The sequence below is a fragment of the Methylobacterium sp. E-016 genome, assembly GCF_022829745.1.
Lineage (GTDB): Bacteria > Pseudomonadota > Alphaproteobacteria > Rhizobiales > Beijerinckiaceae > Methylobacterium.
The window spans coordinates 1-24,946 of record NZ_JAKSYF010000113.1 but is presented as its reverse complement, the minus strand read 5'-3'; the positions used below and the strand labels follow the sequence as shown (position 1 = coordinate 24,946).

Sequence of the window (24,946 nt, the reverse complement as noted above, 5' to 3'; positions counted from 1 at the left end):
ATCGCTGCCGCGGTCGCCGTCTGCGCCCTGCTGTTCTGGCTCGGCCTGCGCATCACCCGCGTGATGGTCGACCTCGGCATCCGCGCCGGGCATGCCGAGGCGCGCCGGCGCGAGGAGGAGGAGCGCTGAGCCCGTATCCGACGGGCAGCGGCGCGGTGCCGTAGGCCTCCGCCATGCGCGCGATCGCCGCGAGCTTGTCCGAGAGCGCCGACCAGTCGTCGGACGACGCGATCGGCGCCCAGAGCGCCTCGACCTCGTCGATCAGCAGCGTGCACGGCCGCGCCTGCGCGAAGTAGGGGTGGGCGAGGTTCGCCCCGGCGGCCGGCGCCATGCCCTGCAGCGCCGCGCGCACCGGCGCGAAGCTCTCGCCGGCATAGAGCGCGGCGGACGGGCTCGCCGCGGCACGGTCCGCGCTGGCCGTGCCGCCGTACCAGTCGAAGAACGTCTGCTCGAACGGGGCGCCGCTCTCGGCCAGGAAGCGCCAGAAGGCCCCGACCAGGCGATCGGTCGCCTCCTCGCCCGCCTCAGCGAGCCCGAGCCGCGCGAGCAACGCGTCCGCGAACCCCTCCTGCAGGGCCGGGCCGAAGCCCTTGAGCGCGGCTTCGAGATCCGCCTGCGGCGCCAGCGTCAGCAGGCAATCCGCCAGCCGGGCGAGGTTCCAGTACAGCGCCTCCGGCTGCCGGCCGAAGCTGTAGAGCCCTTGCGTGTCGAAGTAGGCCGCGGTGAAGTTCGGGTCGTAGGCCGGCAGCCAGCGCCACGGGCCGTAATCGAAGCTCTCGCCGGTGACGTTGATGTTGTCGGTGTTGAGCACGCCGTGGACGAAGCCGGCCGCCGCCCATTGCGCGCCCATCCGCGCGACCCGCCGCGTGACCTCGCCGAGGAACGCGACGGCCCGCTCGGCCACCGACTCGTGCCAGAGATCGGGCATGTGGGTGGTGATCGTGTGATCGAGCAGCCGCGCGACGTTGCCCGGCTCGTCGAGCGCCAGGAAGCGCTGGAAGCTGCCGATGCGGATGTGGCCGTGGCTCAGGCGCACCAGCACGGCCGAGCGGGTGGGGGAGGGCTCGTCGCCGCGCTCCAAAGCCTCGCCGGTCTCGATCAGGCTGAAGCTCTTGGAGGTGTTCACGCCCTGCGCTTCGAGGAGCGCGGTGGCCAGCACCTCGCGCACGCCCCCCTTCAAGGTCAGGCGCCCGTCGCCGGCCCGCGACCACGGCGTCGTGCCGCTGCCCTTGGTGGCGAGATCGAGCAGGCGCCCGTCGCGCAGGTCGTGCAGCTGCGCAAAGAGGAAGCCGCGCCCGTCGCCGAGATCGGGGTTGTACGAGCGGAACTGATGGCCGTGATAGCGCAGAGCCAGCGGCGCCGGGAACGAGCCGGGCAGGGGCTCGAACCGGCCGAACCGCGCGATCCACTCCGCGTCCGACAGCCCGTCGAGGCCGACGCGCGCGGCCCAGGGCTGGTTGCGGACGCGCAGGATGGTCTCGGGAAAGCGCGCGGCCTCGACCAAGTCGAAGAAGTCGCCGCCGAGGTCGGCATGGCGGCGGGAGGGCCGCGCCGCTTGGGATGGGAGGTCTGACAAGGAAACGGCCCTCGCTGGGTTCCGGCATTCGAACGACACGCAGTGCGATAAGCCGCCCCGGCCCGATCCGTTGCGGCCCAGCGGAAGCGACGCAAACCGGTCCCGAAAAAACCCGGGCTCCATCCCGAAACAGGGCGTTGACACCGCAAGCCGCCGTTCCCTATACCGCCGATCTCCGAACCGGCCGCCTGCCCGAGCAGACGGCCGCGGGCTGGGGCGGGGTAGCTCAGCTGGTTAGAGCAGAGGAATCATAATCCTCGTGTCGGGGGTTCGAGTCCCTCTCCCGCTACCATTTCTTCAACCCGCCCAGTCTCGACGTGGCGGGTTTTTTCATGCCCGCAGGGCACTCCGAAGCCGTGCTGCAAGGCGCGATCGCCGATGCGACGCGGCGGGGGTGATCGCGGCCGCCTCGGGCGGCCGGCGCATCGGGGATCCGGGAGGGACGTCATGCGCTGGATCGTGCCGACCGCGATCGTTCTCGCCGCGCTTCCGGCGGCCGCCCGCGCCGCCGGCGATCCGAGCCGGGACGTGCTCTGGGCGGCGCTGAAGACCTGCGTCCTCGCCAAGAGGCTCGCCGACCGGACCTTTCCCTGCCTCGACGTCGATCTCGGCGACATGGACCGGCCTGGGACGGCGGTGCTGCGCGCGCCGGGCGAGCCGACCCACGTCGTCGTGATGCCGACGGACACGGTCGCCGGGCTCGAGGCGCCGGTGCTGCGCGGGGCGCGGGGGATCGCCTACTGGCGCGCCGCCCTCGCGGCCCGGCGCTTCGCATCCGCCCCGCTGAAGGGCCGCGTGCCGGTGGAGGAGGTCGGCCTCGCGGTGAACTCGGCCCGGGGCCGAAGCCAGGACCAGCTCCACATCCATCTCGACTGCATCAAGCCGCGGGTGCTGGCCGCCCTGCGGACGCACGGCCACGGCATCCGCGCCACCTGGGCGCCGTTCCCGGTTCCCCTCGCGGGCGACCGCTACCTCGCCCTGCGGGTGACGGCTGCCGAGGCGGAACGCTTCAACCCGTTCGCGGCGCTCGTCCGCCTGCCGGGGCGTCGGGACCTGCGGCAGACCAGCCTCGCGGCGGTCGCGACCCCGGCCGGCGATCCGGATCCCGGCTACTACGTGCTGGCCTACCGGGCGCCGCGGGCGAGCGCCGAGGACCTGATGGATCACACCTGCGGGGCGGCTGACAGAGCCGCGACGCCGTAGGCCGCGTGCCGCCGACGTCGACCGTCATCCGCAGGTCGCTCCGTGTCCTCGAGCCGAACCGGATCGGGGCCGACGAGGCGAAGCGTCATCACGCACGAGCGCCTTCGCGCGACAACCAGTTGCCTCGACAAGGCGATCCCGGCGCTTATCCTTCACCGATGCGCTTTCCCGAAGCCAGCCGTCACCACGTCCAAGGCGGCCTGCCGCGTGATCGTCCGAATGCCTGAGACGTCGGACCGATCGCCGCGTTGCGTCCATTACGTCGGCTTCAAGGACGACCGCTACTGGAACGCCGTCCGGATCTTCGGCGGTCCCCGGGTGATCCACCGCCGCTGGGATTGGTTCGCGGTCCACGATGTCGGGCCCGACGACGTGGTCGTGTTCGCCGAGGGCGATGCGAGCCAGCCGATGGCGGCGTGGAACGCGACCGACATCGACGAGCGCTGGCTCACCTGAGCCGCCGGCCGGCCGCACGCCTGACCATGATCGGGCTGCGGCACTCGGAGCAGCGCGAGCGTGCGAACCGAACCCGGATGGCGGCCGTTGATGCGCCATGACCGATCCGACATCCGCCCCAGCGTCCGACGCGATCATCGACGCCCGCCGCCGCGAGATGGCGGTCGAGCACCTGTTGTTCGGCACGATCCGCTTCGTCGCGCAGCGCCATCCGGAGCTCCTCGACGAACTCGACGGCAGCCTCGACCACCTGTGGGACAAGGCCCACGGCGAGGCCCGCGACGACGAGGCGGTGCGCGAGATCGCGCGGCGCTTCATCAAGAGCCTGCACACCGAGAGCTAGCAGCCGCACGGCCGCCCGCGACCTCTCGGGTTCGATGTCCCACAGGGCCGCCTTCGAGGCGGGCGGTGCCGCAGGCGACCGGCACCGCCAGCCCCGGACCGATGCGGTCGGTGGAGAACGCATCCTCGCGCGTCGGCCGCCGTTCGTGCCGGTGCCGTCGGCCTCGGCGCGTGGGGGGCGCCGTCACATAGCCCGCCGAGGTCCGGCCACGGCGAGCGCGAGAACCGCAACCCGCACTTAATTTCTTGCTTTGGGAGTGCCGGCGCGTCCGCCAGCCGACCGGCACCTTGCAGCGCGGGTGCAGCGCGAAACTTCAGGACGTGCGGCACCGCGCAGGCGCCGTGGATCGCATCGATCAGGTCGATCGCAACAACCCGCCTCTGCAGGTCGAGCGCCGTGTCGAGAAGCGGCCCGAACGCGCCCGCGCCGACCTGGACGTCGATCCGACGGAACGGCCGCAAGGGGCTCGGCGGCGATGGCCGCCACCGCCTCGGGATCGGTCGCGTCGGTCGGGATCGCGACCACCTCGTCGTTGCCGACCCGGAACTCGTGACCGCGTGGCATCGGGCCCACCGATACGGCGCGCGGCTGGAACGACGCAGCCCGCGCGCGCCATGAACGCCCCAGCGGCCGCATGGGCGATACCGCTCGATGCGCCGGTCAGGACGACGGTCACCATTTGAGTTTGGACATGCTCGCGCTCCGTCGCGACGTGCTTCGCGAGGCGAGCAGGTCCAGGTTCGCGTCCTGCGCGCGACCCTTACGACATAGGCGTTTGCCGGGTTGGGGTGCCACGGCCAGATCGTGCAGGCGAGAAGAAGCTTGACCGCAGCAACTAGTACGAACGCATTATACTAGGAAATCCGGCCTATGACTTATGTCATATGCGCGTTCTTAAGTTTGTTGAAGTCAAAGGACGGAATTTATCGTAATAGAGCGCAATGCAGGTGCATCTCGTTACGCTCGGCTCACACGGCGACGTTCTGCCGTTCCTTGCGCTCGCCTCCGCCCTCAAGCGGCGCGGTCATGCCGTCGCCCTGGCGGCGCCGGCGCCGTTCGGCGGGCTGGCGAAGCGGGCCGGGGTCGATTTCCACGCTCTCGGCACGCAGGCGGATTACGAGCGCACCATCCGGCACCCGGATCTCTGGCATCCGCGGCGCGGGGTCGCACCGCTTCTGCAGACCCTGTCCTCGGCGACCGAGCCGGTGTTCGACTGGCTGCGCACACGGTGGTCGGCCGAGGGCGGTGTCGTCGTGGCCTCCCCCAACAGCCTCGGCGCCCGCGTCGCGCAGGACAAGCTCGGCTTGCCCCTGGTGACGCTCCACGTCGCGCCGTTCCTGATCGAGAGCCGCCGCGACGCCCCCGTGCTTCCGGGCCTGCCGCTGGTGCACCTCCTGCCATCGCGCACCCGGCATTGGCTCGGGCGGGGCGGGGATCGCTACGTCGTCGACCCGGCGGTGCTGCCCGGCCTGAACGCGTTTCGGGCGACCCTCGGCCTGCCGCCGGTCCGCCGGCTGCGCCACTGGTGGAACAGCCCGACGCGGATGGTGCTCACCTGCCCGGACTGGTTCGCCGAGCCGCAGCCCGATTGGCCCGAGCAGGCCGTGCAGGTCGGCTTTCCGCTCTCGGATCGCTTCGGTGACCGGGACGGGCTCGACCCGGAGGTGGCGGCCTTCCTCGACGCGGGCGCGCCGCCCATCGCCTTCACCTACGGCTCGGGAATGCGCCAGGGTCGGGCGTTCTTCCGCACCGCGACCGCTCTGTGTCGGCGCATGGGCCGCCGCGGCATCCTGCTGGCGCCGCAGGCCGATCAGGTCTCCGACACCCTGCCGCCGGAGATCCGGCACGTGGCCTACGCGCCGTTCAGCGCGCTGCTGCCGCACTGTGCCGCCCTGGTCCATCACGGCGGCATCGGCACCGTGGCGCAGGCGCTCACCGCCGGCATCCCGCAACTCGTCGTTCCGGTGGCGTTCGATCACTTCGACGAAGCCGCCCGCCTGAGGAAGCTCGGCGTGGGGGCGACGCTGAGCCGTCGCCGGTTTACGCCGTCACGCGGCGCGCGCGTCATGGATCGGCTCCTGACTTCCCCGACCGTGGCGCACGCCTGCCGCGAGGCCGCGCAGCGGGTCGCGCACGAAGACGGGCTCGGCGCGACCTGCGATGCCGTCGAGCAGGCGATCGCGGCGTGAGCCCCGGCATGACCACGAAACGTCGGTCGCACCCGGTGACGGGCGACGGCCCGGCCGATTGAGCGGTCGCGACCGTCGGGGCGACCGTCTGCGTGAGGTCAGGCTCGCGACCGCGACCTCCGCGGCACCTGACCACAGGCTCCGAACCGGGTGGCGAACGGACGGTTGGCCTCCCGACCATGGGTGGCATGGGCGGGCTTGCCCGGCATGTCGCGACGAAGGAGGTTCCGGGTGCCGTTTTCACCGAACAAGGCGATCTGCGTCCTCGGCTGCGTCGCCTGCCTACTGGGGCCGGCATGGCCTGCCGCGGCGCAGAGCACGGGCTACGTCACCGGCTTTCCGGGCAAGGATCCGGCCGGCGACGACGAGATCGGGTGGGGGCCGGCCTACAGGCCGGAGACGAGCTTCTCGCAACCCGGCACGCCGCCGACGCCCGGCGATTTCGCGGGCGCGGCCTATCGGGCGCGCACGGGCCGCGGGCCCTACGACGACGTGCAGAACGTCCGTAGCATGCGGCAGGTCCGTACAGAGCCCAGCGAGCGGTTCGCGACGGCATCGCAGCGCATCGTCCGCGCGCGTCGGATCGGCAAGCGGTCAGCGGCCGCACACGGCCACGTCCGACACCGGGCGGCACGGCAGGCGGTCCGATGAAGGGGCCCTTTCGCGTCGACCGCGACGCGTCTTCCGCGCGAGGGCGACGCTACAGGAAGTCGATCTTCCGGGCGAAATAGTCGCTGTGCGGATTGACGCCCATCGGCTCGGACGAGACGAAGGGCCGGGCCGCCTGGAACACGATCATCGCCATGATGGCCGCCATCGACCCTCCGACCGGTGCCGATACGATGGCCAGGACCGGCGAGTATTTCCAGAGCAGCAGAGTCGTGATCGCGAGCCCGACAGCCGACGCCAGCACGATCCGAAAGATGCAGCATTCCGACGGTTGCATGCTTGCCTCCCAACCTGGGCACGTAAATCATAGGTTGTTAACATTGCCAAACATTCAATCGTGCCGTGTGTGCGTACTCATCCGCAAGGCATGACCGCGGCTTACCGCGCGCAGGCTTCGGCCTCGCGGTTTTTCGGAAGGCTGTTGCACCCCGGTCACGCTGGATCACGGCGGGCAACGATCCGCCGGCGGCGTCTCCTGCAATCATCCTGGCACCGACCTTGCTCCGGATGGTGCACCGCGACGTGTTGCGACGCAGCGTGCGCACCGGCACGTCACGGCCGAGGTCGGATCGCCATCTCTGGATCGACGCAGATCGCGGTGCGGCTGCACCGCCGGCGGATCGCTTCGCCACAACCGGTAAGGATGCCAAGCATGAAACTGAAGCTGTTCAGCTACGCGATGATCGGGGCCTTCGCTTTCGGCCTCGTTGCGACCGTCATCGGGACGGCCAGCGTGATTGTCGGCTTCTGACCGAAGGACTTGGGGCGCGATTCGAGGCGTGCGCGAGGGGACCGGGTCCCGCCGCGCGCGTCCCATGCTGGATCGGACCCACGCATTCAGGGCCCTGGTTCGGCGGTGATCGAACGCTAGGTGCGTGTGCCTGAGCGACGGCGATCCGCCGGCGCGAGCCGGATACCGTCCCATGGCCCTGGAAAAGCATTCCGATCAGGATGCGCAACTTTCCGCCACCGATCCGAACATCGTGGTCTTCGCAATGATCGAGGGTGGGCGGGTGATCCACGTCGAGATCCCGGTTGACGTGATGCATGCCGAGTTCGGCGCGACCAAGCTCGGGCCGGTCGACTTCTTCGAGTCGCATCGTGCCGTGATCGAGGGAACCGCGAAGCAGATCTATGAGCGCCTGTCCGAGCCGAGCGACCGCGTTCGGATCGGTGCTGCGGATTTTGCCGCGCCGGGCTCGCGGGCCAATGCGGCGGACGAGGTGACCTGACCGAGGACGACCCGTCGAGGCTCCCCGGCTCGGACGCGATCGGCACCGCGGATCATGCCGCCGGCGCCGCTCGGAACATCGCGACGCGCTTGCGAGAACCGCGACCGATCGCAGGACGTTGCTCTTCCGAACCGGAGAGTCCCCCATGCCCTATCAGGTCGCCAACACCGAAGATCTCGCGAACACCACCTACGACGCCGGCCGTCCCGCCGACGCTGGGGAAACGCGTGATGCGCCAGCCGCCCGGAAGCCGGAGGAAGGCCTGACCGACGCGACCAGTTCCGAGCCGCTCCCGGTGCCGGGAGAGGATGCCGAGGTCGGCTTGGCCCAGAAGGGCACCGGCGAGGCCGCGGTCGTCCGCCGCGAAACCGAGATCTGAAGGACCGCCCGCATGACCGCCGACACAACCGACACCCAGGTCCAGCGGATGCCGCAGGGAAAACCGAAGCCGGACGGCGCGGCGATCACGCCCCAGGACACCGTCACCGGGGAGACCAAGCCGGGCGCGGGCCCGATGGACCGGCCGGGAACGGAGGCCGAGGATAAGGCTCGGCGTCCGTAGGCCGCCAGGCGCGGCTGGACCCGACGACGCGAACTCGCAACCTGTCCCGAACGCGGATCGGCGCGAGCCGCTGGGTTCGCCATGCCATAGGGTTCGATCGGCGAAGCGACGCCGCCACGCGGTCGCGTCGAGGCCGCGAGGCCTCCGGCAGCGTGACGGCATCGGCGCTCTCGGCGAGACGGACCCGATCAGCCGGTCTTCTCGACGGCGCTCGGCAGGACGAGCGGCGGCGTCTGCTGGTGCTGGATCACGCGCCAGACCTCGTGCGACACGCGTCGATAGGTCGAGGTGCAGTTCGCCTGATACGCCTCGTCGTCGCGCGCGGCCTCGACGTGGTAGGCGACCACGATGATGCCCTCCTGCGGCCGGGCGATCTGGCCCTTCGAGAACGCGAGCTCGGTCCATCGCGGCGTATGAGCGACGGCCTCGATCGCCTGGGTGCCGCTGAGCACGAAGGGCGGGTGCGGCAGCACCATGAGGCATTCCTCGTCGACGAGCTCGCGATAATGGTCGGGACTGCCGTCCCAGAGGCTCTTCTCGAAAGACCAGACACGGTCGTCGTCCATGGCATTCACCTCAAGCAGCGGGAAGTCCCTCGGAGAAGTGCGGTCGCACCGCTTCGTTCCGTCGTGCCGCGACCCTGCGAGCGGGTCGACCGCTTGAGGCTCGGGTCTTCCGAAACCGTAAAACAGTATCGTCGACGCGCCCGAACGTGCTTGGCCCGACGTCGCGCAACGATCTTCGGAGAGGGCCATTCCGGCTGGGCGACGTCCCGCACTGTGCTTCGGAAGCCTTGTCGGACCGCGGCCGAATTCTGACGCCGGGCCGGCCGCCGCAGTCGCTTTCCGGTCGTCCGAAGCTCCGATGTCTAAATTCGGCACATCATCGACGGCATCGCTCTTGCCGAAACTTGGTGCGTTCGCCATTTCTTGTCTCACTCACGGACAAGCGGGGGCCCGCGATCCGGGATCGAAACGATGTCCTCATCAACGACGGAACGGCTCCTCGATGTCAACGGCCCCTTGAGCCGCCGATCGACGGTCATCGCCAACGTGCGCTGGTTCCGAAAGCTCGCCGCGCGCGCGCTCCGCGACGGCGCGCCGAATGCGGAGGTGCGGGCGGCCAACGCCCGAGCCGCCGCGCGCATCCTGATCAGTCAGGGGAAGCGCGAAGCGCTGGTCGACCGCATGATCCGTGAGGCGCAAGGGGCCGACGTCTAGGCCTTCCGCACCGATCCACGCCCTTCGCGAACAGTCCGCCGGCGCGCCGCATCCACGCACCGGCGGCCGACGGTCAGTGCCCGGCCGGCGCCGGCTGACCCGGCTGGAGCCAGGTCTTCAGCGCGTCGAGCCAGCCGGCAGGCAGCACGACCCAGCTCGGCAGGGCGGGCAGGACGTTGGCGGCCGAGCCGTTCCAGCGGCTGGCGAGGGTCTGGCGGCTTTCCGCATCCATCTCGCGGATCTTCAGGTCGAGGATCTTCTCCTGGATCGGCAGCGTCTGCATCTGCGCCTGAGCCGACTGGGCGTTCTTCATCGCCACGAAGGTCAGGTCGATCGCCTTTTGGATCTCGGGGTTGTCGAAGGTCAGACCCTCGGCGTAGCCGAGCGTCGTCACCGTGATCCCCATCGGCTCGTAGACGCGCCGGACCTCCTTCTCGACGGCCTCGATGATCGCCGCCTTGCCGTGGATCGCCTCGTCGGTGGTGCGGCGGCCGAACTCCTTGGCCATCGCCGCCTGGACGGTGCGGTGGACGTTCTCGTCGACCACCTCGGCCAGCGACTTGCCCTGGATCACGCTCGCGAAGTTCACCTGCGGGTCGCTCGCGTTGCCGCCGGTGGCGCGCGCGCCGAACCAGTAGACGAACTTGCTCGCATCCTCCTCCTTCACGAAGGCCGAGACGACGACGCCGGTGCGCAGGGTCACCGATTCTGCGGTCTCGAAGCGGATGCCCTGATCCTTGGCCGAGGTGCCGCGATCGGTCGAGCTCACCCATTCGCGCGAGACCGGCGACCGGTCGACGAGCATCAGCCGCGCGGCGGGCACGTAGTAATCGTAGGCCCAACCGGGATTGCGGATCAGCGTGTGCGGGATCTGGACCCGCTTCATCGCGACCTTGCGCTCGTTCAGGAACTGCTCGGACATGAAGGCCGCCTGGCCGGACTTCGATTCGCCGACCTCGGGGATGAGGAAGGCGGTCTGGTTCGGCAGGACCTCGACGAATTCCGGGTAGTCGCGGGTGTCGTAGTAGGCCTGCGCCGGCTCGGGCTGCGCCTCGACCAGCAAGCCCGCGACCGCGAGCCCGGCATATCCGGCCCCGCGCCGGCCGATGGACCAGATCGCGGCGACCAAGGCCAGGGACAGGATTGCCGCGAACGGGCCGGCGCCGTTCAGGGCCGTCGCGGCCCAGGCGGTCTCGGCCGCCGGCCAGTCGACATCCTGGAACTGGCGGGCCGCGATGCGCCCGGCCTCCGCGGCGCCGAGGCGGTCGCCCGGCCCTGCACGCAGGACGAAGACATCCGTGCCGACGACGAGCGTCGTCAACGCGATACGAAGTGTGGTGCTCATGGATGGGGGTCTGCAGCGAGACGTGAGATGCCCCAGATGGCCTGGAGCCGTCACCGTGGGCGGAGGGCACGCCGGAGTCTCGCCGGGGCCGCGTCGCGCGGTGCTCGCCGACCGGGATGGCGGCGAACGACGGTGATCATCGCGCCGCGTCGTGTGCGCCGCAACACCAAAGCGACAGGCGGTGCGTGCGGCGCGGACAACGAAGCCATGCGACTCTTGCAGGTCGCCGGCCTTACCGGCCGAGGGACGGGCCGCCGGCCGCACCGCCGGTGCCGGGCGGTCCGCTGGTCGGCGTCCCGCCGATGTTCACGCTCGGGGTGGTGCCGGGCACGGACGAGTTGCTCGGGTTGGCCTCGTTGCCGCGGGTGATCGAGCTCGGGCCGAGGTCGCGCGCTCCGCCGCCAACACCGCCGGTGCCGGGAGGCGCGGTGACGCCGGTATTGCCGGCGCCGCCCGTGACGATCTGCGCCGAGGCGGGACCGCTTAGGAGAACTCCGAGCGCGGAGGCGAGTGCGATCGTCGAGCGTGTCATCGGGCCGTCCATTTCATGAGAGGTCGCACGGCAACGGACGGATGCAGTCGCGGTTCATCCGAAACCCGGGGGATTCGGCAGGTCGACCACCTGCCTAGCCTCGGCGGCATCGCTGCGAGGTCGCTCAAGTCGCTCTTCGATGGCTGGCACCGCTTCTCGACCGGTCGACGGGGTTGCCCTAGGCTTCGGCGACACGAGGATGTCCGGCATGCGAGGGCACGGGGTGAGGAGCGTGCGTTTCCCGGAGCGATCACGTCCGTCGGCCCCGCCGTCGACGTTCTCTGCGGTGCTCGTGGCGATGGTTGCCCTCGTGCCGGCGGCGTCCGCGGCGCCGCGCGGGGACGGATCTCGGCACGTCGTCGTGAAGTACGGCCTCAGCTTCCTCAATCTCGGCGTCGGCACCGCGGATCTCACGGCCGACCTCACCCCCGAGCGCTACGCGATCGGCCTCACCGGGCGCCTCACCGGTCTCGCCGGCTGGTTCTTCCAGGGCGACGGCACGGCGCGGTCGAGCGGGCGCCTGTCGCCGGCCGGCGCGGTGCCGAGCACCTTTCGGATCGACAGCCGCTACGGCACCGCACCGGTGCGCGTGCTGGTGACGTTCGATGCCGGCACCGTCCGCAAGGCGGAGGTCGAGCCCGAGCCGCAGCCGAAACCCGATCGCGTCCCGGTCACCGCCGCCGACACGACCAACGTCACCGATCCGATCGGCATGCTGGCGGTGCAGGTCGGCCCCGGCCCGCTGGTCCCCGCCATGTGCGATCGGCGCATCCCGGTCTTCGACGGCGCCGCCCGCGCCGACATCGCGCTGTCGCGCGGCACGGTGGTCCAGGTCGCCGCCGGGCCCTACCGCGGGCCCGCGCTCGAGTGCCGGATCCGCTGGATCCCGGTGGCGGGCCACCGCGCCAAGGGCTCGTCCGTGCGCCGGATGTCGGAGAACGACGACATGCGCGTGCGCCTCGCCCCGATCACGGAAGCCGGGCTGCTGCTGCCGCTCTCGATCGCCGTCGGCACCGGCTGGGGCACGGCGCGCATCGAGGCGACGAGCTGGAATGCCGCGCCGGCCAAACCCGCCCTCGCGGATCCATAAGGCCGGCTCGGGGCTTTCGGCATCGCGGCTCATGTTCGGACCCGGCGCCTCGAACGTCGGACGAAGGCTGCAGGAGGACGATGCGATGCGACGCCCACCCTTTGCGATCCAATCGCTCGCGGCCCTGGCGATGATCGTCCTCCCGGTCGCGGGCATGCCCCGCGCCCAGGCTCAGACCGTCGCGGCGCCCCCGTCCGGCTCCGCGGCGGCGACGCCCGACAACGCGATCCTGCTCACGGTCATTCCTGAAGCACGACCAGTCGCGTCCGCTCGCCGAGCTGAACGCGCAGCTCACCCGGCAGGGGTTCTACAAGGCCTTCCCGCCGCCCGGCATCGAGGTGGTGTCGTGGAACGTCGTGATGGGCATCGGCCAGGTCATCGTCCTGCGCCTGCCGGCGAATCGGATCCGCGAGATCAACCGCGTGCTGGAGGATACCGCCTGGGGCGCCTACCGGACCGAGTTCTACCCGACCTACGATTACAGGGCCGTCGGCCTCGGCGAGCACGAGAAGGCGCAGTAGGCCGCACCGATGACGACCGGTCAGGCCCGGCTTCGGCTCGGGCCACGGCGTTGAAGGCCGCTCTCGCGAGCGTGGTCGCAGACGTCTCGCGCTCCCCGCGGGCGTCCCGCGCCGATGCCCGCCGGCGGCATCGGCGCGGCGGACACGTCGCGCGGCGGATCGCCCGATGCGGCATCTCGAGCCGATGTTTTAGACCGGACTTGGTCTGGCTCCCTGTCCGTGGCATAATCGGCGCATGAGCGATACATCAACGAACATCCATCCGTACTCCCTGGAGATCATTCCCCCGAAGGCCGACGGCGGCTCGTATCAGTGGGCCATCCGCAAGAATGGCAAGCTGACCCAGCGCTCCGACCGGAGCCTGCCGAGCGAGGCGAAGGCCCGCGAGAGCGGCCTCGGCCAGATCGAGAAGCTGCTGTCGGGCGTCGGCGACCGCTAAGGCCCGCGACCCTTCGATTTGCGAGACAGGAACGGCGCGGCCCCCCAGGGTCCGCGCCGTTCCGCTTTCCGGGCGTCGTCGTCGCCGCATCCCCGGGCCGGACGACAGGGTTCGACCGCAGGACGGTTGCCATGTCCGCCCCGGCGCCAATGTAAGGCTCATGCTCGAAACGAACCGCCAAGCCCAGACCATCGTCGCCAAGCCGGACGCGCCGCCGACCCTCGACGCGCTGACGCGCCAGCGCCTCGGGCGCCATCTCCAGGCGCTCTACGAGCCGGTGATCGACGAAGCGCTCGATCCACGCCTGGCCGAATTGATGCGGCAGCTCGACGACGATCGACAGGGCGGTTCCTGACGCCGCGTTCCGAAGCGGGGGGAACGCTGCGGTCCGTCATCGGTACGGAACGTCCGACGCTTGCATGGTGCGCCGCAACGCACTATTGGTGCGTTGCGGGATAGCGATGGCGTCGCGGTCCTGCTGCCCATCTTGGGCGTTTCCTCCCTAGACTTCGGGCCGCTCCTTTGGGGGCGGCCTTTTTTCTGTCCGGGCCGTCGCGTCGACCGGGGACGACACGTCCTGGCAAGCACGCTGATGCGCGATCCGGCGGACGGCGTTATCCTCGTCCGGCCGAAGCTGCGACCCGAACCTCGGTCCGACGGAGCGGATGCCCAGCCCCACTGCGTGCGAGGGACTCGACGCATGAGCAACGTGATTCGTCCCACCTTCGGCCGCCAGCCGCATCCCGTCGACGCGGAGTCCGACGAGGCGGCCTATCAGCCGCTTCGGGTCTACGGCGAGGCCGCCGGCCACGTCGTCGCCCTGGTCGAGGATCCCGACGCGCCGGCCGGCGCCGTGCTCAAGGTCGTGGTCGGGCCGCTTTCGGGAAACATCGTCGAGGCCGTCGCGGTCCTGCCCCGGACGGAGGCCGGCGAGATCGATGCCGAGCTCGTCGGCATGGCGGTGCTGCGCACCCTCGCGCTGATGGATTAGGGCGTCGGCCCGGGAAAGCCGCCGTTGCCGGTGCGCCGAGACGCGGCATCCGCATCCCCAAAGGCGCGGCGATCGGGTAGCGTGTCGCCCGATGGGAGGACCGCACCGGCAACCTCCCCCATCCCGGCCACGGACGGGTCGAACCCCATGCCAGCCCTCGGCCCGTTGCGCGACCGCCTCGGGGCGGCCCCGGCGCTCCACGATCCGGACACCGCCGCCGCCCGGCTCGGCGACGTCGAAGCCGCATTCCCGGCGGGGTTCCTCACGCCGCCCCTGCGGGCGCTGCTCCTCGGGATCGCCGACCATTCCCCGTTCCTGTGGCGGCTGATCGCACAGGCGCCGGAGCGCTTCGCCGCCCTGGTCGAGAAGGCCCCGGAAGCGTCCGACGCGGCGATCACGGCGCGCCAGCGCGCCGCCGGGCGCGCGGGCGGCACGAAGCCGGACCTCGTCGCGATCGGGCGAGCGCTCCGGTGGAACCGGGCGGAGCATGCGCTGCTCGTCGCGCTGGCCGATCTCGGCGGGCTCTGGGACCTCCCGACGGTGACGAAGGCCCTGTCGGACTTCGCCGACGCGTCCGTCGGCGCCGCGGCCGACGCGCTCCTGCTCCAGGCGGCCGGGGCGGGGAAGCTGCATCCGCTCGACCCGGGCGACCCGCAGGCCGGTTCGGGGCTCGTCGTCCTCGGCCTCGGCAAGCTCGGCGGGGGCGAACTCAACTATTCCAGCGACATCGACCTGATCGTGTTCTTCGACGCCGCCCGCGCGCCGCTCGCCGACGGCGTCGAGGCGAAGCCCTTCTTCGCCAAGGTCGCGCAGGGCATCGCCAAGCTGTTGGAGGAGCGCACCGCCGAGGGCTACGTCCACCGGGTCGATTACCGGCTGCGGCCCGATCCCGGCTCGACCGCGGTGGCGCTTTCCACCGATTTCGCCTTCGACTACTATCAGTCGCTCGGCCAGAACTGGGAACGGGCCGCCTTCATCAAGGCTCGGCCGATCGCCGGCGATCGCGAGGCCGGCGCGCGCTTCCTGGCCGAGCTGAGGCCGTTCATCTGGCGCAAATACTTCGACTTCGCCGCCATCGCCGACATCCACGCGATGAAGCGCCAGATCCACGTGGTGCGCGGGCACGAGGCCCTCGCCGTCGGCGGCCACGACATCAAGCTCGGCCGCGGCGGCATTCGCGAGATCGAGTTCTTCGTCCAGACGCAGCAGCTGGTCTTCGGCGGGCGGCGCCCGGAACTGCGCGGCAGCCGGACGGTGCCGATGCTGGGCCGCCTCACCGACGCCGGCTGGATCACCGGGGCCGCGCGGGACGAATTGCGCGCGGCCTACGCGTTCCTGCGCACGATCGAGCATCGCCTGCAGATGCGTCGCGACGAGCAGACGCAGCGCCTGCCGCTCGAGCCGGACGATCTCACCGCCTTCGCACGCTTCTGCGGCTTCGCCACGCGCGCGGCGTTCGAGGCGGCGCTCCTGCACCATGCCGGCCGCGTCCAGGCCCATTACGTGCTGCTGTTCGAGACCGCGCCGAGCCTCTCGGCCGAGGTCGGCGACCTCGTCTTCAGCGGCAGCGAGGACGATCCCGCGACGCTGGCCACGCTTTCGGCGCTCGGCTTCGCCGAGCCGGCGCGCACGATCGAGACCGTGCGTGGCTGGCATTTCGGCCGGCGCCCTGCGGTGCGTACCGCGCGCGCGCGCGCCGTCCTGACCGAGCTGCTGCCGAGCCTGCTCCAGGCGCTCGGCGGCACGGCGGAGCCGGACGCGGCGCTGAACACCCTCGACCACGCCTTCGGCCGGATGCCGGACGCGGCCGAGCTGCTGACGATCCTGCTCGCGCACGAACGCCTGCGCCTGCTGTTCGCCGACATCCTCGGCACCGCGCCGCGCCTCGCGGCGACCGTCGGGAGCGGCCCGCACGTGCTCGACGCGGTGCTCGATCCAGACTTCGTCCTGCCGACCACCGATGCGGGGGCGATCGCCGCGCAGTACCGGGCGCTGGTCGGCAGCCCGGGGGACCACGAGACCTTCCTTGACCGCAGCCGCGACGCGGCCCGGCAGCTGCGCTTCGTCACCGGAGCGCGGCTGCTCTCGGGCATCCTGTCGGCGGCCCAGGCCGGCGAGGCCTATTCCGGGATCGCCGAAGCCGCGGTCGCCGCCAGCCTCGCGGCGGTCGAGCGCGGGTTCGCGGCGGAATACGGTACGGTGCCGCAGGGGCGCTGCGCGATCCTCGCGGTCGGCCGCCTCGGCTCGCGCCAGCTCACGGCGGAATCCGACCTTGACCTCATCGTCGTCTACGATTTCGACCCCGAGGACCGCACCACCACGGGCCCGAAGGCGATCGACGCGGTGGTGGCCTACAACCGCCTCGCCCAGCGGCTCTACGCGGCGCTGACCGTCCAGACCCGGCGCGGCGGCCTCTATGCCGTCGACCTGCGCCTGCGGCCGGGCGGCGAGCACAGCCCGACCGCGGTGCAGGTGCGGGGCTTCGTCGCCTATCACCAGGACGAAGCCGAGATCTGGGAGCACATGGTGCTGACCCGGGCACGCGTGATCGCGGGCGATGCCGGCCTCGGCGGCGAGATCGCGGCGCGCATCCGCGAGACCGTGGCGCGGTCGCGCGACGCGACCGCGGTGTGCGCGGCGGTGCGCGACATGCGCGGGCTGGTCGCCCGCGAGAAGGGCCATCGCGGGCCGTTCGACCTGAAGCTGGCGCCGGGCGCCCTGCTCGATCTCGAATTCCTGGCCCAGGCCCTCGTGCTCGGCCACGCGCAGGCCGATCCCGATCTGGTCGGCGCCACCGCCGACGCGGTGCTGGAGCGGGCCGGCGCGCGCGGGATCCTGCCCATCGACACCGCAACCCGGCTCGCCGACGCCTATCGGCTGTTCGACACGGTGCATCATTGGCAGCGGCTGGTCGGCGCGGACGGGTCGGCGCCGTCGCGCGGCGCGCTGGCCCGCATGGCCACGGCGATGGGCGTCCCAAGTGCCGAGACCCTGGTCGCGCAGATTCAGGCCGAGCGGCGCGCGACGCGAAAGATCCTCCTCGCTCTTCGACGTCCGAAGCACTGACGTCGCCGCATCGTTCGACGCCGAACGACTTTGCCGAGCTTCAAGGCGGGTATCGTAGGTTGTGGAAATCTGCCACAACCTTGACCACTCGGCATCACCACTGGTGTCGCGCGGTCGGAGACCATCGTGAACGACGCACCGCGCCCCACCGACCTGAGGACCCTCGCCACAGCGGCACCCGGGGCGGGGCAGCGCCGGTTCGCCGGCCTCGCCTGCGCGGCCTTCACCGCGCTGTCCTTCGCGCTGCTCCCGGTCGCAGGCCGCCCGATGGCCCCGATGCCGGGCTTCGTGGCGAGCTATCAGTCCGCGCTCGTCGTCGTCTACGCGGTGACCACCGTGCTGTTCTTCGCGCAGTACGGCCGCACCCGCTCGGTGCCGCTGCTGGTGCTCTCGGCAGGCAGCCTCTACGTGACGCTGATCGTCGCGGTGCAGCTTCTCAGCTTTCCGAACGTGTTCGGTGCCGACCGCATCCTCGGCTCGAGCCCGGCGACGACGACGTGGCTCTGGACCCTGTGGCATCTCGGGCCGCCGCTGTTCGCGCTCCCCTACGCGATCATGGAGGGCGACGGCCGTACGAGGCTGATCGCACCCGACCGATCCGCGCGTGCCGGGATCGCCACGGCGATCGGCGTCGCGGCGGCGGTAGCCGGCCTGAGCTACCTCGTGGTCGCTCATGTCGATCGGCTGCCGACGACGGTCGTCGGCGACGACTACTGGGCGCTGACCACCTCCGGCATCGGGCCGGCGGTCGTCGCGCTCACCCTGGCCTCGCTGGCGATCCTCTGCTGGACGACGCGCCTGCGCAGCCTGCTCCAGCTCTGGCTCGCGGTCTCGCTGTTCCTGCTGCTCCTCGACAACCTCGTGACGCAGACGGGCGCGGCGCGCGGCACCGTCGGTTGGTTCGCCGGGCGGATCGAGGCGCTGATATCGGGCGTCGTCGTCCTGTGTGCCTACCTGCGCAAGGTCGATCTGCTCTACGGCCATGCCGAGCGCATCGCCGAGGCGCGCGAGCGCCAGCGCGCCGACCTCCAGGGCGCACGCGACCACCTCGCCATCGCGCTGGACGCCGCCGACATGGGCGACTGGGAGTTCGACCTCGCCGCCGGCGCCTCCCGCCGGAGCCTGCGCCATGATGCGATCTTCGGATACGACGCCCTGCAGCCGCGCTGGGACGTCGCGACGACCCTCGCCCACGTCGTCCGCGAGGATCGCGACGTCGCGGAGGCGGCCTTCGCCGCCGTCGCCGCCACCGGATCGCTCGACCTGCAATGCCGCATCCTGCGCGCCGGCGACGGCGCGACGCGCTGGATCGAGCTCAAGGGCCGGGCGGCGCGGGACGAGGCCGGCCGGGCGACCGGCCTCGCCGGAATCGTCGTCGACGTCACCGCCCGCCAGGACGCGGACGAACGCCTGTATCAGGCTCAGAAGATGGAGGCGATCGGCCAGCTCACCGGCGGCATCGCGCACGACTTCAACAACCTGCTGACCATCGTCATCGGCAACCTCGACATGATCGTCCGGCGCCCGGGCGACGCGCAGCGGGTGGAGCGCCTCGCCGGCTCGGCGATGACCGCGGCGCGGCGCGGTGCCGAGGTGACCGAGAAGCTGCTGTCCTTCTCGCGCCGGCAGGTGCTGCGGCCCGAGATGGTGAACCCGAACCGTCTGCTGAAGGATTTCCACACCCTGCTGCAGCGCGCCGTCGGCGAGACCATCGCCGTCGAATTCGACCTCGACCCCGCGCTCGATCCGGTGCGGCTTGACCCCGGTCAGTTCGAGAGCGCGATCCTCAACCTCGCGGTCAACGCCCGCGATGCGATGCCGTCCGGCGGCCGCCTTCTGATCCGGACCGATAACCTGACCGTGACGGGCGAACCGGGTGCCGCGCCGCCGGAACTCGCGCCCGGGCACTACGTCCACGTCGCGGTCAGCGACACCGGCCTGGGCATGGAGGCCGGCACCGCTTCGCGCGCCTTCGAGCCGTTCTTCACCACGAAGGAAGTCGGCAAGGGCACCGGCCTCGGGCTGAGCCAGGTCTACGGGTTCGCGCGCCAGGGCGGCGGGCAGGTCGTGCTGCAAAGCGAGGTCGGCACGGGCACGACCGTGTCGATCTACCTGCCGCATTCGAAGGAGCAGCCCGCATCGGCCCGTCCCGAGGGCCCGATGCCGCTGCGCCGAGCGACCGACGGCGAGGTGATTCTCGTGGTCGAGGACGAGCCGGCGGTGCTCGACATGGCGGTCGAGAGCCTGAGCGAGCTCGGCTACCGCACCCTGACCGCGACCCGTGCCGCCGAAGCGCTCGCCCGCCTGCAGGGGCCGGAGCGGGTCGACATCCTGTTCTCCGACGTGGTGATGCCGGGCGGCATGAACGGGGTACAGCTCTCCGTCGCAGCGCGTCGCCTCCGGCCGGACCTGCGCGTGTTGCTCGCCTCCGGCTACACGGCGTCCGCGTTCGGCGAGGACGGCCTGCCGGCCGACCTGCCCCTGCTCAACAAGCCCTACGGCCGCGAGGATCTGGCCGACAAGCTGCGGGTGGTCATGGGGCGGCGCTGAGGCGCGCCCGGCGGTCGAGGAACCACGCCAGCGCGATCATCGCCGCGAGGCCGCCGAGGTTGACGCCCACCTGCAGCGGCCAGCTCGGCCCGAAGGTGCGGTAGCTGATCCGCCCGATCAGCGCCGCGAGGCAGCCCAGCGCGAACACTTCGAGCGAATGGCGCCCGCACCATTCGAGCGGCCGCAGGCGCGGGCTCGTCGCGAGGCGGTGGAGCACGGGAGAGCCGAACAGGAGGTAGATCAGCGCGAGGATGTGCAGGAGCCGCAGCGGCGAGACCCGGGCCTTGTCCGGCACCGCCATTTCGAACGGCCTCATATCGGGCAGGCCGAAGACGTCCCAGGGGACGGCCTGGAACAGCGAGACGGCGAGATAGGCCCAGCACGCCGCCGTGAGCCAGGCGCGGCGCGGCAGCAGTCCGTCGCCGGCCGCGACCATCACGGCGAGCGCCATCCCGATCGCGAACAGGAACTGCCAGGCGAACGGGTTGAAGTACCAGCCGTCGTCGGCCGCCGCGTTCGGCAGGTTGAGGGCCGGGTCGAGGTTGGCCAGCACCCAGACCAGGCCCGACAGGCTCAGCACCGCCCAGACGCTGCGGCGGATGCCGGCATAGTAGAGCGGAAACGCCGCCAGCAGCACGATGTAGAGCGGCAGGATGTCGAGGTAGTTCGGCAGGGCGTTGAGCAGGAGCCCGCGCCACAGGCCGGACCACAACCCCATCTGCAGCAGCGGCGCGACCCCGAAGCGCGGGACGAGGCCGGTCGCGTCCATCCAGGCGCGCACGATCAGCAGGGTGGCGAGCAGCAGGCCGGCCTGGAACACGTAGATGCGCAGGCACCGCATCGCGATCCGCTTCAGGGTCTCCGGCACGCCCGCCCGCCGGAACAGGCCGCCATAGGCCACCGTCGCCGAGTAGCCCGCAAACAGAACGAACAGCTCCGCGGCATCCGAGAAGCCGAGATTGTGCGGCGTGATCAGCGCCGGCGCGTTGTTCGGGATGTGGTCGATGAAGATGATCAGCAGGGCGAGGCCGCGCAGGACGTCGACGCGCGGGTCGCGCTTACGCGACGCAGGTGCGGGATCGGTCACGCGGGCAGTCGGAGGAGGGCGCAGGGCATCGGCATCTCGGAAGGCGTCGCCGCATGCTCTCGCACGCGGCGGGCCGGTCGAGCCAGCGCGCATCGCGGCGGCGCAGGCGCGATCCGATCACGATCGAACGACGGCCGGCCGGAGCGTCCGCGGGAGACGGCCGCAAAGCGGTCTTCGCGTGAGCCGACCGTGTACGGCCCCTACATCGCCAAGGCGCAATCGCGCCCGGCATTTCAACCGCCTTGCGCGGAGCGGCGTCGGGGCCGAATGACAGAAAGCGGCAGGATAATACGTTTCGCAGGCCTCTTCAGGTCTGGTATATTGCATACCTGCTGAATCGATGCATGATGCAGACACGCGAACAGAGAGTCGCAGGCGGAGGAGACCGGGATGGAACGTCAGGACGCCCCTGCGGCGAAATGGTGGCAGCTCGCCTTCGGCGTGCTCTGCATGGCGATGATCGCCAACCTTCAATACGGCTGGACGCTGTTCGTCGACCCGATCGACGCGGACCACCATTGGGGAAGGGCCTCGATCCAGCTCGCCTTCACCGTCTTCGTCGCCACCGAGACCTGGCTCGTGCCGGTCGAGGCCTGGTTCGTCGACAATTACGGCCCCAAGGTCGTCGTCGCCTTCGGCGGCGTGATGATCGCCCTGGCCTGGGTGATCAACGCCTACGCGGGATCGCTGCCGGTGCTGTATCTCGGCGCGGTGGTCGGGGGCATCGGCGCCGGGTCGGTCTACGGCACCTGCGTCGGCAACGCGCTGAAGTGGTTCCCGGATCGCCGGGGCTTGGCCGCCGGCGCCACCGCCGCCGGGTTCGGCGCGGGCGCCGCGATCACCGTCGTGCCGATCGCGAAGATGATCGCCTCGAGCGGCTACCAGAGCGCGTTCCTCACCTTCGGCCTGATCCAGGGCGCGGTGGTGGTGTTCCTCTCGATCTTCCTGCGCAAGCCGAGGCATGCCGGGCCGATCCAGCGCCGGCGCCACAACCTGCCGCAGAGCCAGGTCGACCGCACCCCGAGCGAGACCGTGCGCACCCCGGTGTTCTGGGTGATGTACGCGATGTTCGTGATGGTCGCGGCCGGCGGCCTGATGGCGGCGGCGCAGATCGCCCCAATCGCCCACGACTTCCACGTCGCCGACGTGCCGGTGAGCATGCTCGGCCTGACCATGGCGACGCTCACCCTGGCGATCTCGCTCGACCGGATCTTCGACGGGTTCGGCCGGCCGTTCTTCGGCTGGGTCTCCGACCAGATCGGGCGCGAGAACACGATGTTCATCGCCTTCTCGACCGCCGCGGTCGCGGTGCTGCTGCTTCTGAGCTACGGCACCACCCCGGCGGTGTTCGTGCTGGCGACCGCCCTCTACTTCGGCGTGTTCGGCGAGATTTACTCGCTGTTCCCCGCCACCTGCGGCGACACGTTCGGCTCGAAGTTCGCCACCAGCAATGCCGGGCTGCTCTACACCGCGAAGGGCACCGCCTCGTTCCTGGTGCCGTTCGGCAGCCTGATCGCCGCGGCGTACGGCTGGTATGCGGTGTTCGGCATGATCGTCGCCCTCAACCTCGCCGCGGCGGCGCTGGCGATCTTCGTCCTGAAGCCGATGCGGAGCCGCTACCTCGCCCTCGACGCCACGCTGCCGGTGCCGAAGGCCGAGCCCGTCCGGATCGCCTGAGGCGGCGGGTCCGTCGCTTCAGGGCCCGCCTCCTTCGACGATCGCTCGATCGACCCGCGCGCGGCGCGGATCCTGCGACCAGCCATCCGGGGCCGAGGCCCCGGAGCGGCCCAACATTCATCCATTCGGGAGGCCGAGATGTCCGCACGCGCCCAAGTCATCGATATGCACACCGCCGACGTCAACATGGCCGAGGCCGACACGCAGCCGGCGCTGACCGACGGCTTCCACCTCGTCATCGACGCGCTCAAGCTCAACGGCATCACCACGATCTACGGGGTGCCCGGCATCCCGATCACCGATCTCGGGCGCCTCGCCCAGGCCGAGGGCATCCGGGTGATCTCGTTCCGGCACGAGCAGCATGCCGGCAACGCGGCCGCGATCGCCGGCTTCCTGACGAAGAAGCCGGGCATCTGCCTCACGGTCTCGGCGCCGGGCTTCCTCAACGGCCTGACGGCGCTCTCCAACGCCACCACAAATTGCTTCCCGATGATCCTGATCTCGGGCTCCTCCGAGCGCGAGATCGTCGACCTGCAGCAGGGCGACTACGAGGAGATGGACCAGCTCGCCATCGCCAAGCCCCTGTGCAAGGCCGCCTTCCGCGTGCTGCACGCCGCCGACATCGGCATCGGCGTCGCGCGCGCGATCCGCGCCGCCTGCTCGGGCAGGCCCGGCGGCGTCTACCTCGACCTGCCGGCCAAGCTGTTCGCGCAGGTGATGGACGCGGAAGCCGGCGTGAAGTCACTGGTGCAGGTGATCGACCCGGCTCCCGCCCAGATCCCGGCGCCGGAGGCGATCGCGCGCGCGCTCGCGGTGCTGAAAGGCGCCGAGCGCCCCCTGATCATTCTGGGCAAGGGCGCCGCCTACGCGCAGGCCGACGCGGCGATCCGCGAGCTCGTCGAGAGCAGCGGCATTCCCTACGTGCCGATGAGCATGGCCAAGGGCCTCCTGCCCGACACCCATCCCCAGTCGGCCGGCGCGGCGCGCTCGACGGTGCTGAAGGAGGCCGACGTGGTGCTCCTGATCGGCGCCCGCCTGAACTGGCTGCTCTCGCACGGCAAGGGCAAGACCTGGGGCGCGCCGGGCTCGAAGAAGTTCATCCAGATCGACATCGAGCCGCGCGAGATGGACTCGAACGTCGAGATCGTGGCGCCGGTGGTCGGCGACATCGGCTCCTGCGTCGCGGCGCTGCTCGACGGGATGAAGGGCGGCTGGCCGGCGCCGCCCGCCGCCTGGACCGACACGATCAAGGCGAAGAAGGACGCCAACATCGCCAAGATGGGCCAGCGCCTCCTGAAGAACTCCACGCCGATGGACTTCCACGGCGCGCTCGGCGTGCTGCGCACCATCATCAGGGAGCGGCCGGACGCGATCCTCGTCAACGAGGGCGCCAACACCCTCGACCTCGCCCGCGGCGTCATCGACATGTACCAGCCGCGCAAGCGCCTCGACGTCGGCACCTGGGGCATCATGGGCATCGGCATGGGCTTCGCCGTGGCGGCGGCCGTCGAGACCGGCAAGCCGGTGCTCGCGGTCGAGGGCGACTCGGCCTTCGGCTTCTCGGGCATGGAGGTCGAGACGATCTGCCGGTACGAGCTGCCGGTCTGCATCGTGGTGTTCAACAACAACGGCATCTACCGCGGCACCGACGTGAACCCCTCGGGCGCCGCCGACGTGGCGCCGACCGTGTTCGTGAAGGACGCGCGCTACGACAAGATGATGGAGGCCTTCGGCGGCGTCGGGGTCCACGTCACGACGCCGGACGCGCTGCGCGAGGCGGTCAACACGGCGATGGATTCGGGGCGGCCGACCCTGATCAACGCGGTCATCGACCCCGCCGCCGGCACGGAGAGCGGCAACATCGGCAGCCTCAACCCGCAGAGCACCGTGAAGCGGAAGTGAGGCGAACAGATCGGGGCTCGTAACCCGTCGATCGACGCCGAGCCCGTCATTCCGGGCTCGGCTTCGCAGCCCCGGAATGACGGGCTCGGCTTCGATCCACGGGTGCGTCGGCGAGAGCACGATGCTCCACCCTCGCCTCATCGGCCGGGGCGGCCTGGCGCCCCGGCCGCCGACGCCGCCGCCGCTGGCGCCGGGGCGGCCCGCGGTTGGGCGGTTTGCGGAGCGGGACGGGAGCCTGCAGGTACCCCCTGGCATCCACCCGCGCCGCGCGACGCCTCGCATGGTCGCTTTTTCCC

At 70.8% G+C, this 24,946-nt stretch carries 23 protein-coding genes, 1 tRNA gene and 1 pseudogene; 19 read left to right on the top strand and 6 right to left on the bottom strand.

Annotated features, from left to right (window positions below):
- Window positions 1-52: 52 nt before the first annotated feature.
- The gene (locus MKK68_RS13890; protein WP_244030771.1) at window positions 53-1,576 is read right to left on the bottom strand and encodes a protein adenylyltransferase SelO; all 1,524 of its coding nucleotides are present in this window, start codon (window positions 1,574-1,576) and stop codon (window positions 53-55) included.
- Between the two features lie 215 nt (window positions 1,577-1,791).
- Between MKK68_RS13890 and MKK68_RS13885 the strand changes: the two genes are divergently transcribed.
- The 6 genes from MKK68_RS13885 (at window position 1,792) to MKK68_RS13860 (ending at window position 6,418) form a co-directional block, all read left to right on the top strand.
- Window positions 1,792-1,868, top strand: a tRNA-Met gene (locus MKK68_RS13885).
- A gap of 155 nt (window positions 1,869-2,023) precedes the next feature.
- Window positions 2,024-2,779, top strand: coding sequence for a CDP-diacylglycerol diphosphatase (locus MKK68_RS13880; protein WP_244030770.1), 756 nt, complete (start codon window positions 2,024-2,026; stop codon window positions 2,777-2,779).
- A 219-nt stretch (window positions 2,780-2,998) separates the two neighbouring features.
- Window positions 2,999-3,235: a hypothetical protein gene (locus MKK68_RS13875; RefSeq protein ID WP_147726758.1), complete on the top strand. Its 237-nt coding sequence runs from the start codon at window positions 2,999-3,001 to the stop codon at window positions 3,233-3,235.
- Window positions 3,236-3,332: 97 nt separating this feature from the next.
- Window positions 3,333-3,578, top strand: coding sequence for a hypothetical protein (locus MKK68_RS13870; protein ID WP_244030768.1), 246 nt, complete (start codon window positions 3,333-3,335; stop codon window positions 3,576-3,578).
- Between the two features lie 941 nt (window positions 3,579-4,519).
- The gene (locus MKK68_RS13865) at window positions 4,520-5,767 is read left to right on the top strand and encodes a glycosyltransferase (protein ID WP_244030766.1); all 1,248 of its coding nucleotides are present in this window, start codon (window positions 4,520-4,522) and stop codon (window positions 5,765-5,767) included.
- A 231-nt stretch (window positions 5,768-5,998) separates the two neighbouring features.
- Window positions 5,999-6,418 carry a hypothetical protein gene (locus MKK68_RS13860; protein ID WP_244030764.1) on the top strand — a complete coding sequence of 140 codons (420 nt, stop codon included), beginning with the start codon at window positions 5,999-6,001 and terminating at the stop codon, window positions 6,416-6,418.
- A 49-nt stretch (window positions 6,419-6,467) separates the two neighbouring features.
- Here MKK68_RS13860 and MKK68_RS13855 read toward each other — a convergent pair whose 3' ends face one another.
- On the bottom strand, window positions 6,468-6,713 hold the full coding sequence (locus MKK68_RS13855; RefSeq protein WP_147726754.1) for a hypothetical protein: 246 nt from the start codon (window positions 6,711-6,713) through the stop codon (window positions 6,468-6,470).
- Window positions 6,714-7,359: 646 nt separating this feature from the next.
- Here MKK68_RS13855 and MKK68_RS13850 point away from each other — a divergent pair.
- From MKK68_RS13850 to MKK68_RS13840, 3 genes are all read left to right on the top strand, one after another.
- Entirely contained in the window at window positions 7,360-7,668 is a 309-nt protein-coding gene (locus MKK68_RS13850; protein WP_244030761.1) for a DUF1488 family protein, read from the top strand.
- Window positions 7,669-7,813: 145 nt separating this feature from the next.
- On the top strand, window positions 7,814-8,047 hold the full coding sequence (locus MKK68_RS13845; protein ID WP_244030759.1) for a hypothetical protein: 234 nt from the start codon (window positions 7,814-7,816) through the stop codon (window positions 8,045-8,047).
- A 12-nt stretch (window positions 8,048-8,059) separates the two neighbouring features.
- Complete coding sequence (locus MKK68_RS13840; protein ID WP_244030757.1) at window positions 8,060-8,230, top strand: hypothetical protein; 171 nt, start codon at window positions 8,060-8,062, stop codon at window positions 8,228-8,230.
- Window positions 8,231-8,418: 188 nt separating this feature from the next.
- Here MKK68_RS13840 and MKK68_RS13835 read toward each other — a convergent pair whose 3' ends face one another.
- Window positions 8,419-8,796 carry a DUF4440 domain-containing protein gene (locus MKK68_RS13835; RefSeq protein ID WP_147726748.1) on the bottom strand — a complete coding sequence of 126 codons (378 nt, stop codon included), beginning with the start codon at window positions 8,794-8,796 and terminating at the stop codon, window positions 8,419-8,421.
- A gap of 456 nt (window positions 8,797-9,252) precedes the next feature.
- Here MKK68_RS13835 and MKK68_RS13830 point away from each other — a divergent pair, with 456 nt between their 5' ends.
- Window positions 9,253-9,450 (top strand): hypothetical protein, encoded by a 198-nt coding sequence (locus MKK68_RS13830; RefSeq protein WP_244030756.1) that lies wholly within the window; start codon window positions 9,253-9,255, stop codon window positions 9,448-9,450.
- Between the two features lie 73 nt (window positions 9,451-9,523).
- On the opposite strand, the gene MKK68_RS13825 is transcribed toward MKK68_RS13830, so the two are convergent.
- Entirely contained in the window at window positions 9,524-10,795 is a 1,272-nt protein-coding gene (locus MKK68_RS13825; RefSeq protein WP_244030755.1) for an SPFH domain-containing protein, read from the bottom strand.
- Window positions 10,796-11,027: 232 nt separating this feature from the next.
- Window positions 11,028-11,327: a hypothetical protein gene (locus MKK68_RS13820; protein WP_244030753.1), complete on the bottom strand. Its 300-nt coding sequence runs from the start codon at window positions 11,325-11,327 to the stop codon at window positions 11,028-11,030.
- A gap of 298 nt (window positions 11,328-11,625) precedes the next feature.
- Between MKK68_RS13820 and MKK68_RS13815 the strand changes: the two genes are divergently transcribed.
- The 7 genes and pseudogenes from MKK68_RS13815 (at window position 11,626) to MKK68_RS13785 (ending at window position 19,984) form a co-directional block, all read left to right on the top strand.
- A complete protein-coding gene (locus tag MKK68_RS13815; RefSeq protein ID WP_244030751.1) occupies window positions 11,626-12,417 on the top strand; it encodes a DUF3108 domain-containing protein in 792 nt (263 codons plus the stop codon).
- 154 nt (window positions 12,418-12,571) lie between these two features.
- Window positions 12,572-12,938, top strand: a pseudogene (locus MKK68_RS13810) (hypothetical protein).
- Window positions 12,939-13,173: 235 nt separating this feature from the next.
- Window positions 13,174-13,377: a hypothetical protein gene (locus tag MKK68_RS13805; protein WP_147726737.1), complete on the top strand. Its 204-nt coding sequence runs from the start codon at window positions 13,174-13,176 to the stop codon at window positions 13,375-13,377.
- Between the two features lie 160 nt (window positions 13,378-13,537).
- A complete protein-coding gene (locus MKK68_RS13800; protein WP_147726735.1) occupies window positions 13,538-13,732 on the top strand; it encodes a hypothetical protein in 195 nt (64 codons plus the stop codon).
- Window positions 13,733-14,077: 345 nt separating this feature from the next.
- The gene (locus MKK68_RS13795) at window positions 14,078-14,368 is read left to right on the top strand and encodes a hypothetical protein (protein ID WP_147726733.1); all 291 of its coding nucleotides are present in this window, start codon (window positions 14,078-14,080) and stop codon (window positions 14,366-14,368) included.
- Window positions 14,369-14,515: 147 nt separating this feature from the next.
- Window positions 14,516-17,434: a bifunctional [glutamine synthetase] adenylyltransferase/[glutamine synthetase]-adenylyl-L-tyrosine phosphorylase gene (locus MKK68_RS13790; protein ID WP_244030750.1), complete on the top strand. Its 2,919-nt coding sequence runs from the start codon at window positions 14,516-14,518 to the stop codon at window positions 17,432-17,434.
- Between the two features lie 126 nt (window positions 17,435-17,560).
- A complete protein-coding gene (locus MKK68_RS13785; RefSeq protein WP_244030748.1) occupies window positions 17,561-19,984 on the top strand; it encodes an MASE4 domain-containing protein in 2,424 nt (807 codons plus the stop codon).
- On the opposite strand, the gene MKK68_RS13780 is transcribed toward MKK68_RS13785, so the two are convergent.
- Window positions 19,968-21,071: an OpgC family protein gene (locus MKK68_RS13780; protein ID WP_243937115.1), complete on the bottom strand. Its 1,104-nt coding sequence runs from the start codon at window positions 21,069-21,071 to the stop codon at window positions 19,968-19,970. The genes MKK68_RS13785 and MKK68_RS13780 overlap by 17 nt on opposite strands.
- 390 nt (window positions 21,072-21,461) lie before the next feature.
- On the opposite strand from MKK68_RS13780, the gene oxlT reads away from it, so the two are divergent.
- Entirely contained in the window at window positions 21,462-22,748 is a 1,287-nt protein-coding gene (oxlT, locus tag MKK68_RS13775) for an oxalate/formate MFS antiporter (RefSeq protein ID WP_147726225.1), read from the top strand.
- A 138-nt stretch (window positions 22,749-22,886) separates the two neighbouring features.
- Window positions 22,887-24,650, top strand: coding sequence for an oxalyl-CoA decarboxylase (gene oxc, locus MKK68_RS13770; protein WP_244030744.1), 1,764 nt, complete (start codon window positions 22,887-22,889; stop codon window positions 24,648-24,650).
- Window positions 24,651-24,946 lie beyond the last annotated feature (296 nt).

What these genes read in the sequence shown, in the direction of transcription:
- MKK68_RS13880 (WP_244030770.1), top strand. Translation starts at nt 2,024, where the DNA reads ATGCGCTGGATCGTGCCGACCGCGATCGTTCTCGCCGCGCTTCCGGCG.
- MKK68_RS13875 (WP_147726758.1), top strand. Translation starts at nt 2,999, where the DNA reads ATGCCTGAGACGTCGGACCGATCGCCGCGTTGCGTCCATTACGTCGGC.
- MKK68_RS13870 (WP_244030768.1), top strand. Translation starts at nt 3,333, where the DNA reads ATGACCGATCCGACATCCGCCCCAGCGTCCGACGCGATCATCGACGCC.
- MKK68_RS13865 (WP_244030766.1), top strand. Translation starts at nt 4,520, where the DNA reads ATGCAGGTGCATCTCGTTACGCTCGGCTCACACGGCGACGTTCTGCCG.
- MKK68_RS13855 (WP_147726754.1), bottom strand. Translation starts at nt 6,713, where the DNA reads ATGCAACCGTCGGAATGCTGCATCTTTCGGATCGTGCTGGCGTCGGCT.
- MKK68_RS13850 (WP_244030761.1), top strand. Translation starts at nt 7,360, where the DNA reads ATGGCCCTGGAAAAGCATTCCGATCAGGATGCGCAACTTTCCGCCACC.
- MKK68_RS13845 (WP_244030759.1), top strand. Translation starts at nt 7,814, where the DNA reads ATGCCCTATCAGGTCGCCAACACCGAAGATCTCGCGAACACCACCTAC.
- MKK68_RS13840 (WP_244030757.1), top strand. Translation starts at nt 8,060, where the DNA reads ATGACCGCCGACACAACCGACACCCAGGTCCAGCGGATGCCGCAGGGA.
- MKK68_RS13835 (WP_147726748.1), bottom strand. Translation starts at nt 8,796, where the DNA reads ATGGACGACGACCGTGTCTGGTCTTTCGAGAAGAGCCTCTGGGACGGC.
- MKK68_RS13825 (WP_244030755.1), bottom strand. Translation starts at nt 10,795, where the DNA reads ATGAGCACCACACTTCGTATCGCGTTGACGACGCTCGTCGTCGGCACG.
- MKK68_RS13820 (WP_244030753.1), bottom strand. Translation starts at nt 11,327, where the DNA reads ATGACACGCTCGACGATCGCACTCGCCTCCGCGCTCGGAGTTCTCCTA.
- MKK68_RS13815 (WP_244030751.1), top strand. Translation starts at nt 11,626, where the DNA reads ATGGTTGCCCTCGTGCCGGCGGCGTCCGCGGCGCCGCGCGGGGACGGA.
- MKK68_RS13805 (WP_147726737.1), top strand. Translation starts at nt 13,174, where the DNA reads ATGAGCGATACATCAACGAACATCCATCCGTACTCCCTGGAGATCATT.
- MKK68_RS13800 (WP_147726735.1), top strand. Translation starts at nt 13,538, where the DNA reads ATGCTCGAAACGAACCGCCAAGCCCAGACCATCGTCGCCAAGCCGGAC.
- MKK68_RS13795 (WP_147726733.1), top strand. Translation starts at nt 14,078, where the DNA reads ATGAGCAACGTGATTCGTCCCACCTTCGGCCGCCAGCCGCATCCCGTC.
- MKK68_RS13790 (WP_244030750.1), top strand. Translation starts at nt 14,516, where the DNA reads ATGCCAGCCCTCGGCCCGTTGCGCGACCGCCTCGGGGCGGCCCCGGCG.
- oxlT (WP_147726225.1), top strand. Translation starts at nt 21,462, where the DNA reads ATGGAACGTCAGGACGCCCCTGCGGCGAAATGGTGGCAGCTCGCCTTC.
- oxc (WP_244030744.1), top strand. Translation starts at nt 22,887, where the DNA reads ATGTCCGCACGCGCCCAAGTCATCGATATGCACACCGCCGACGTCAAC.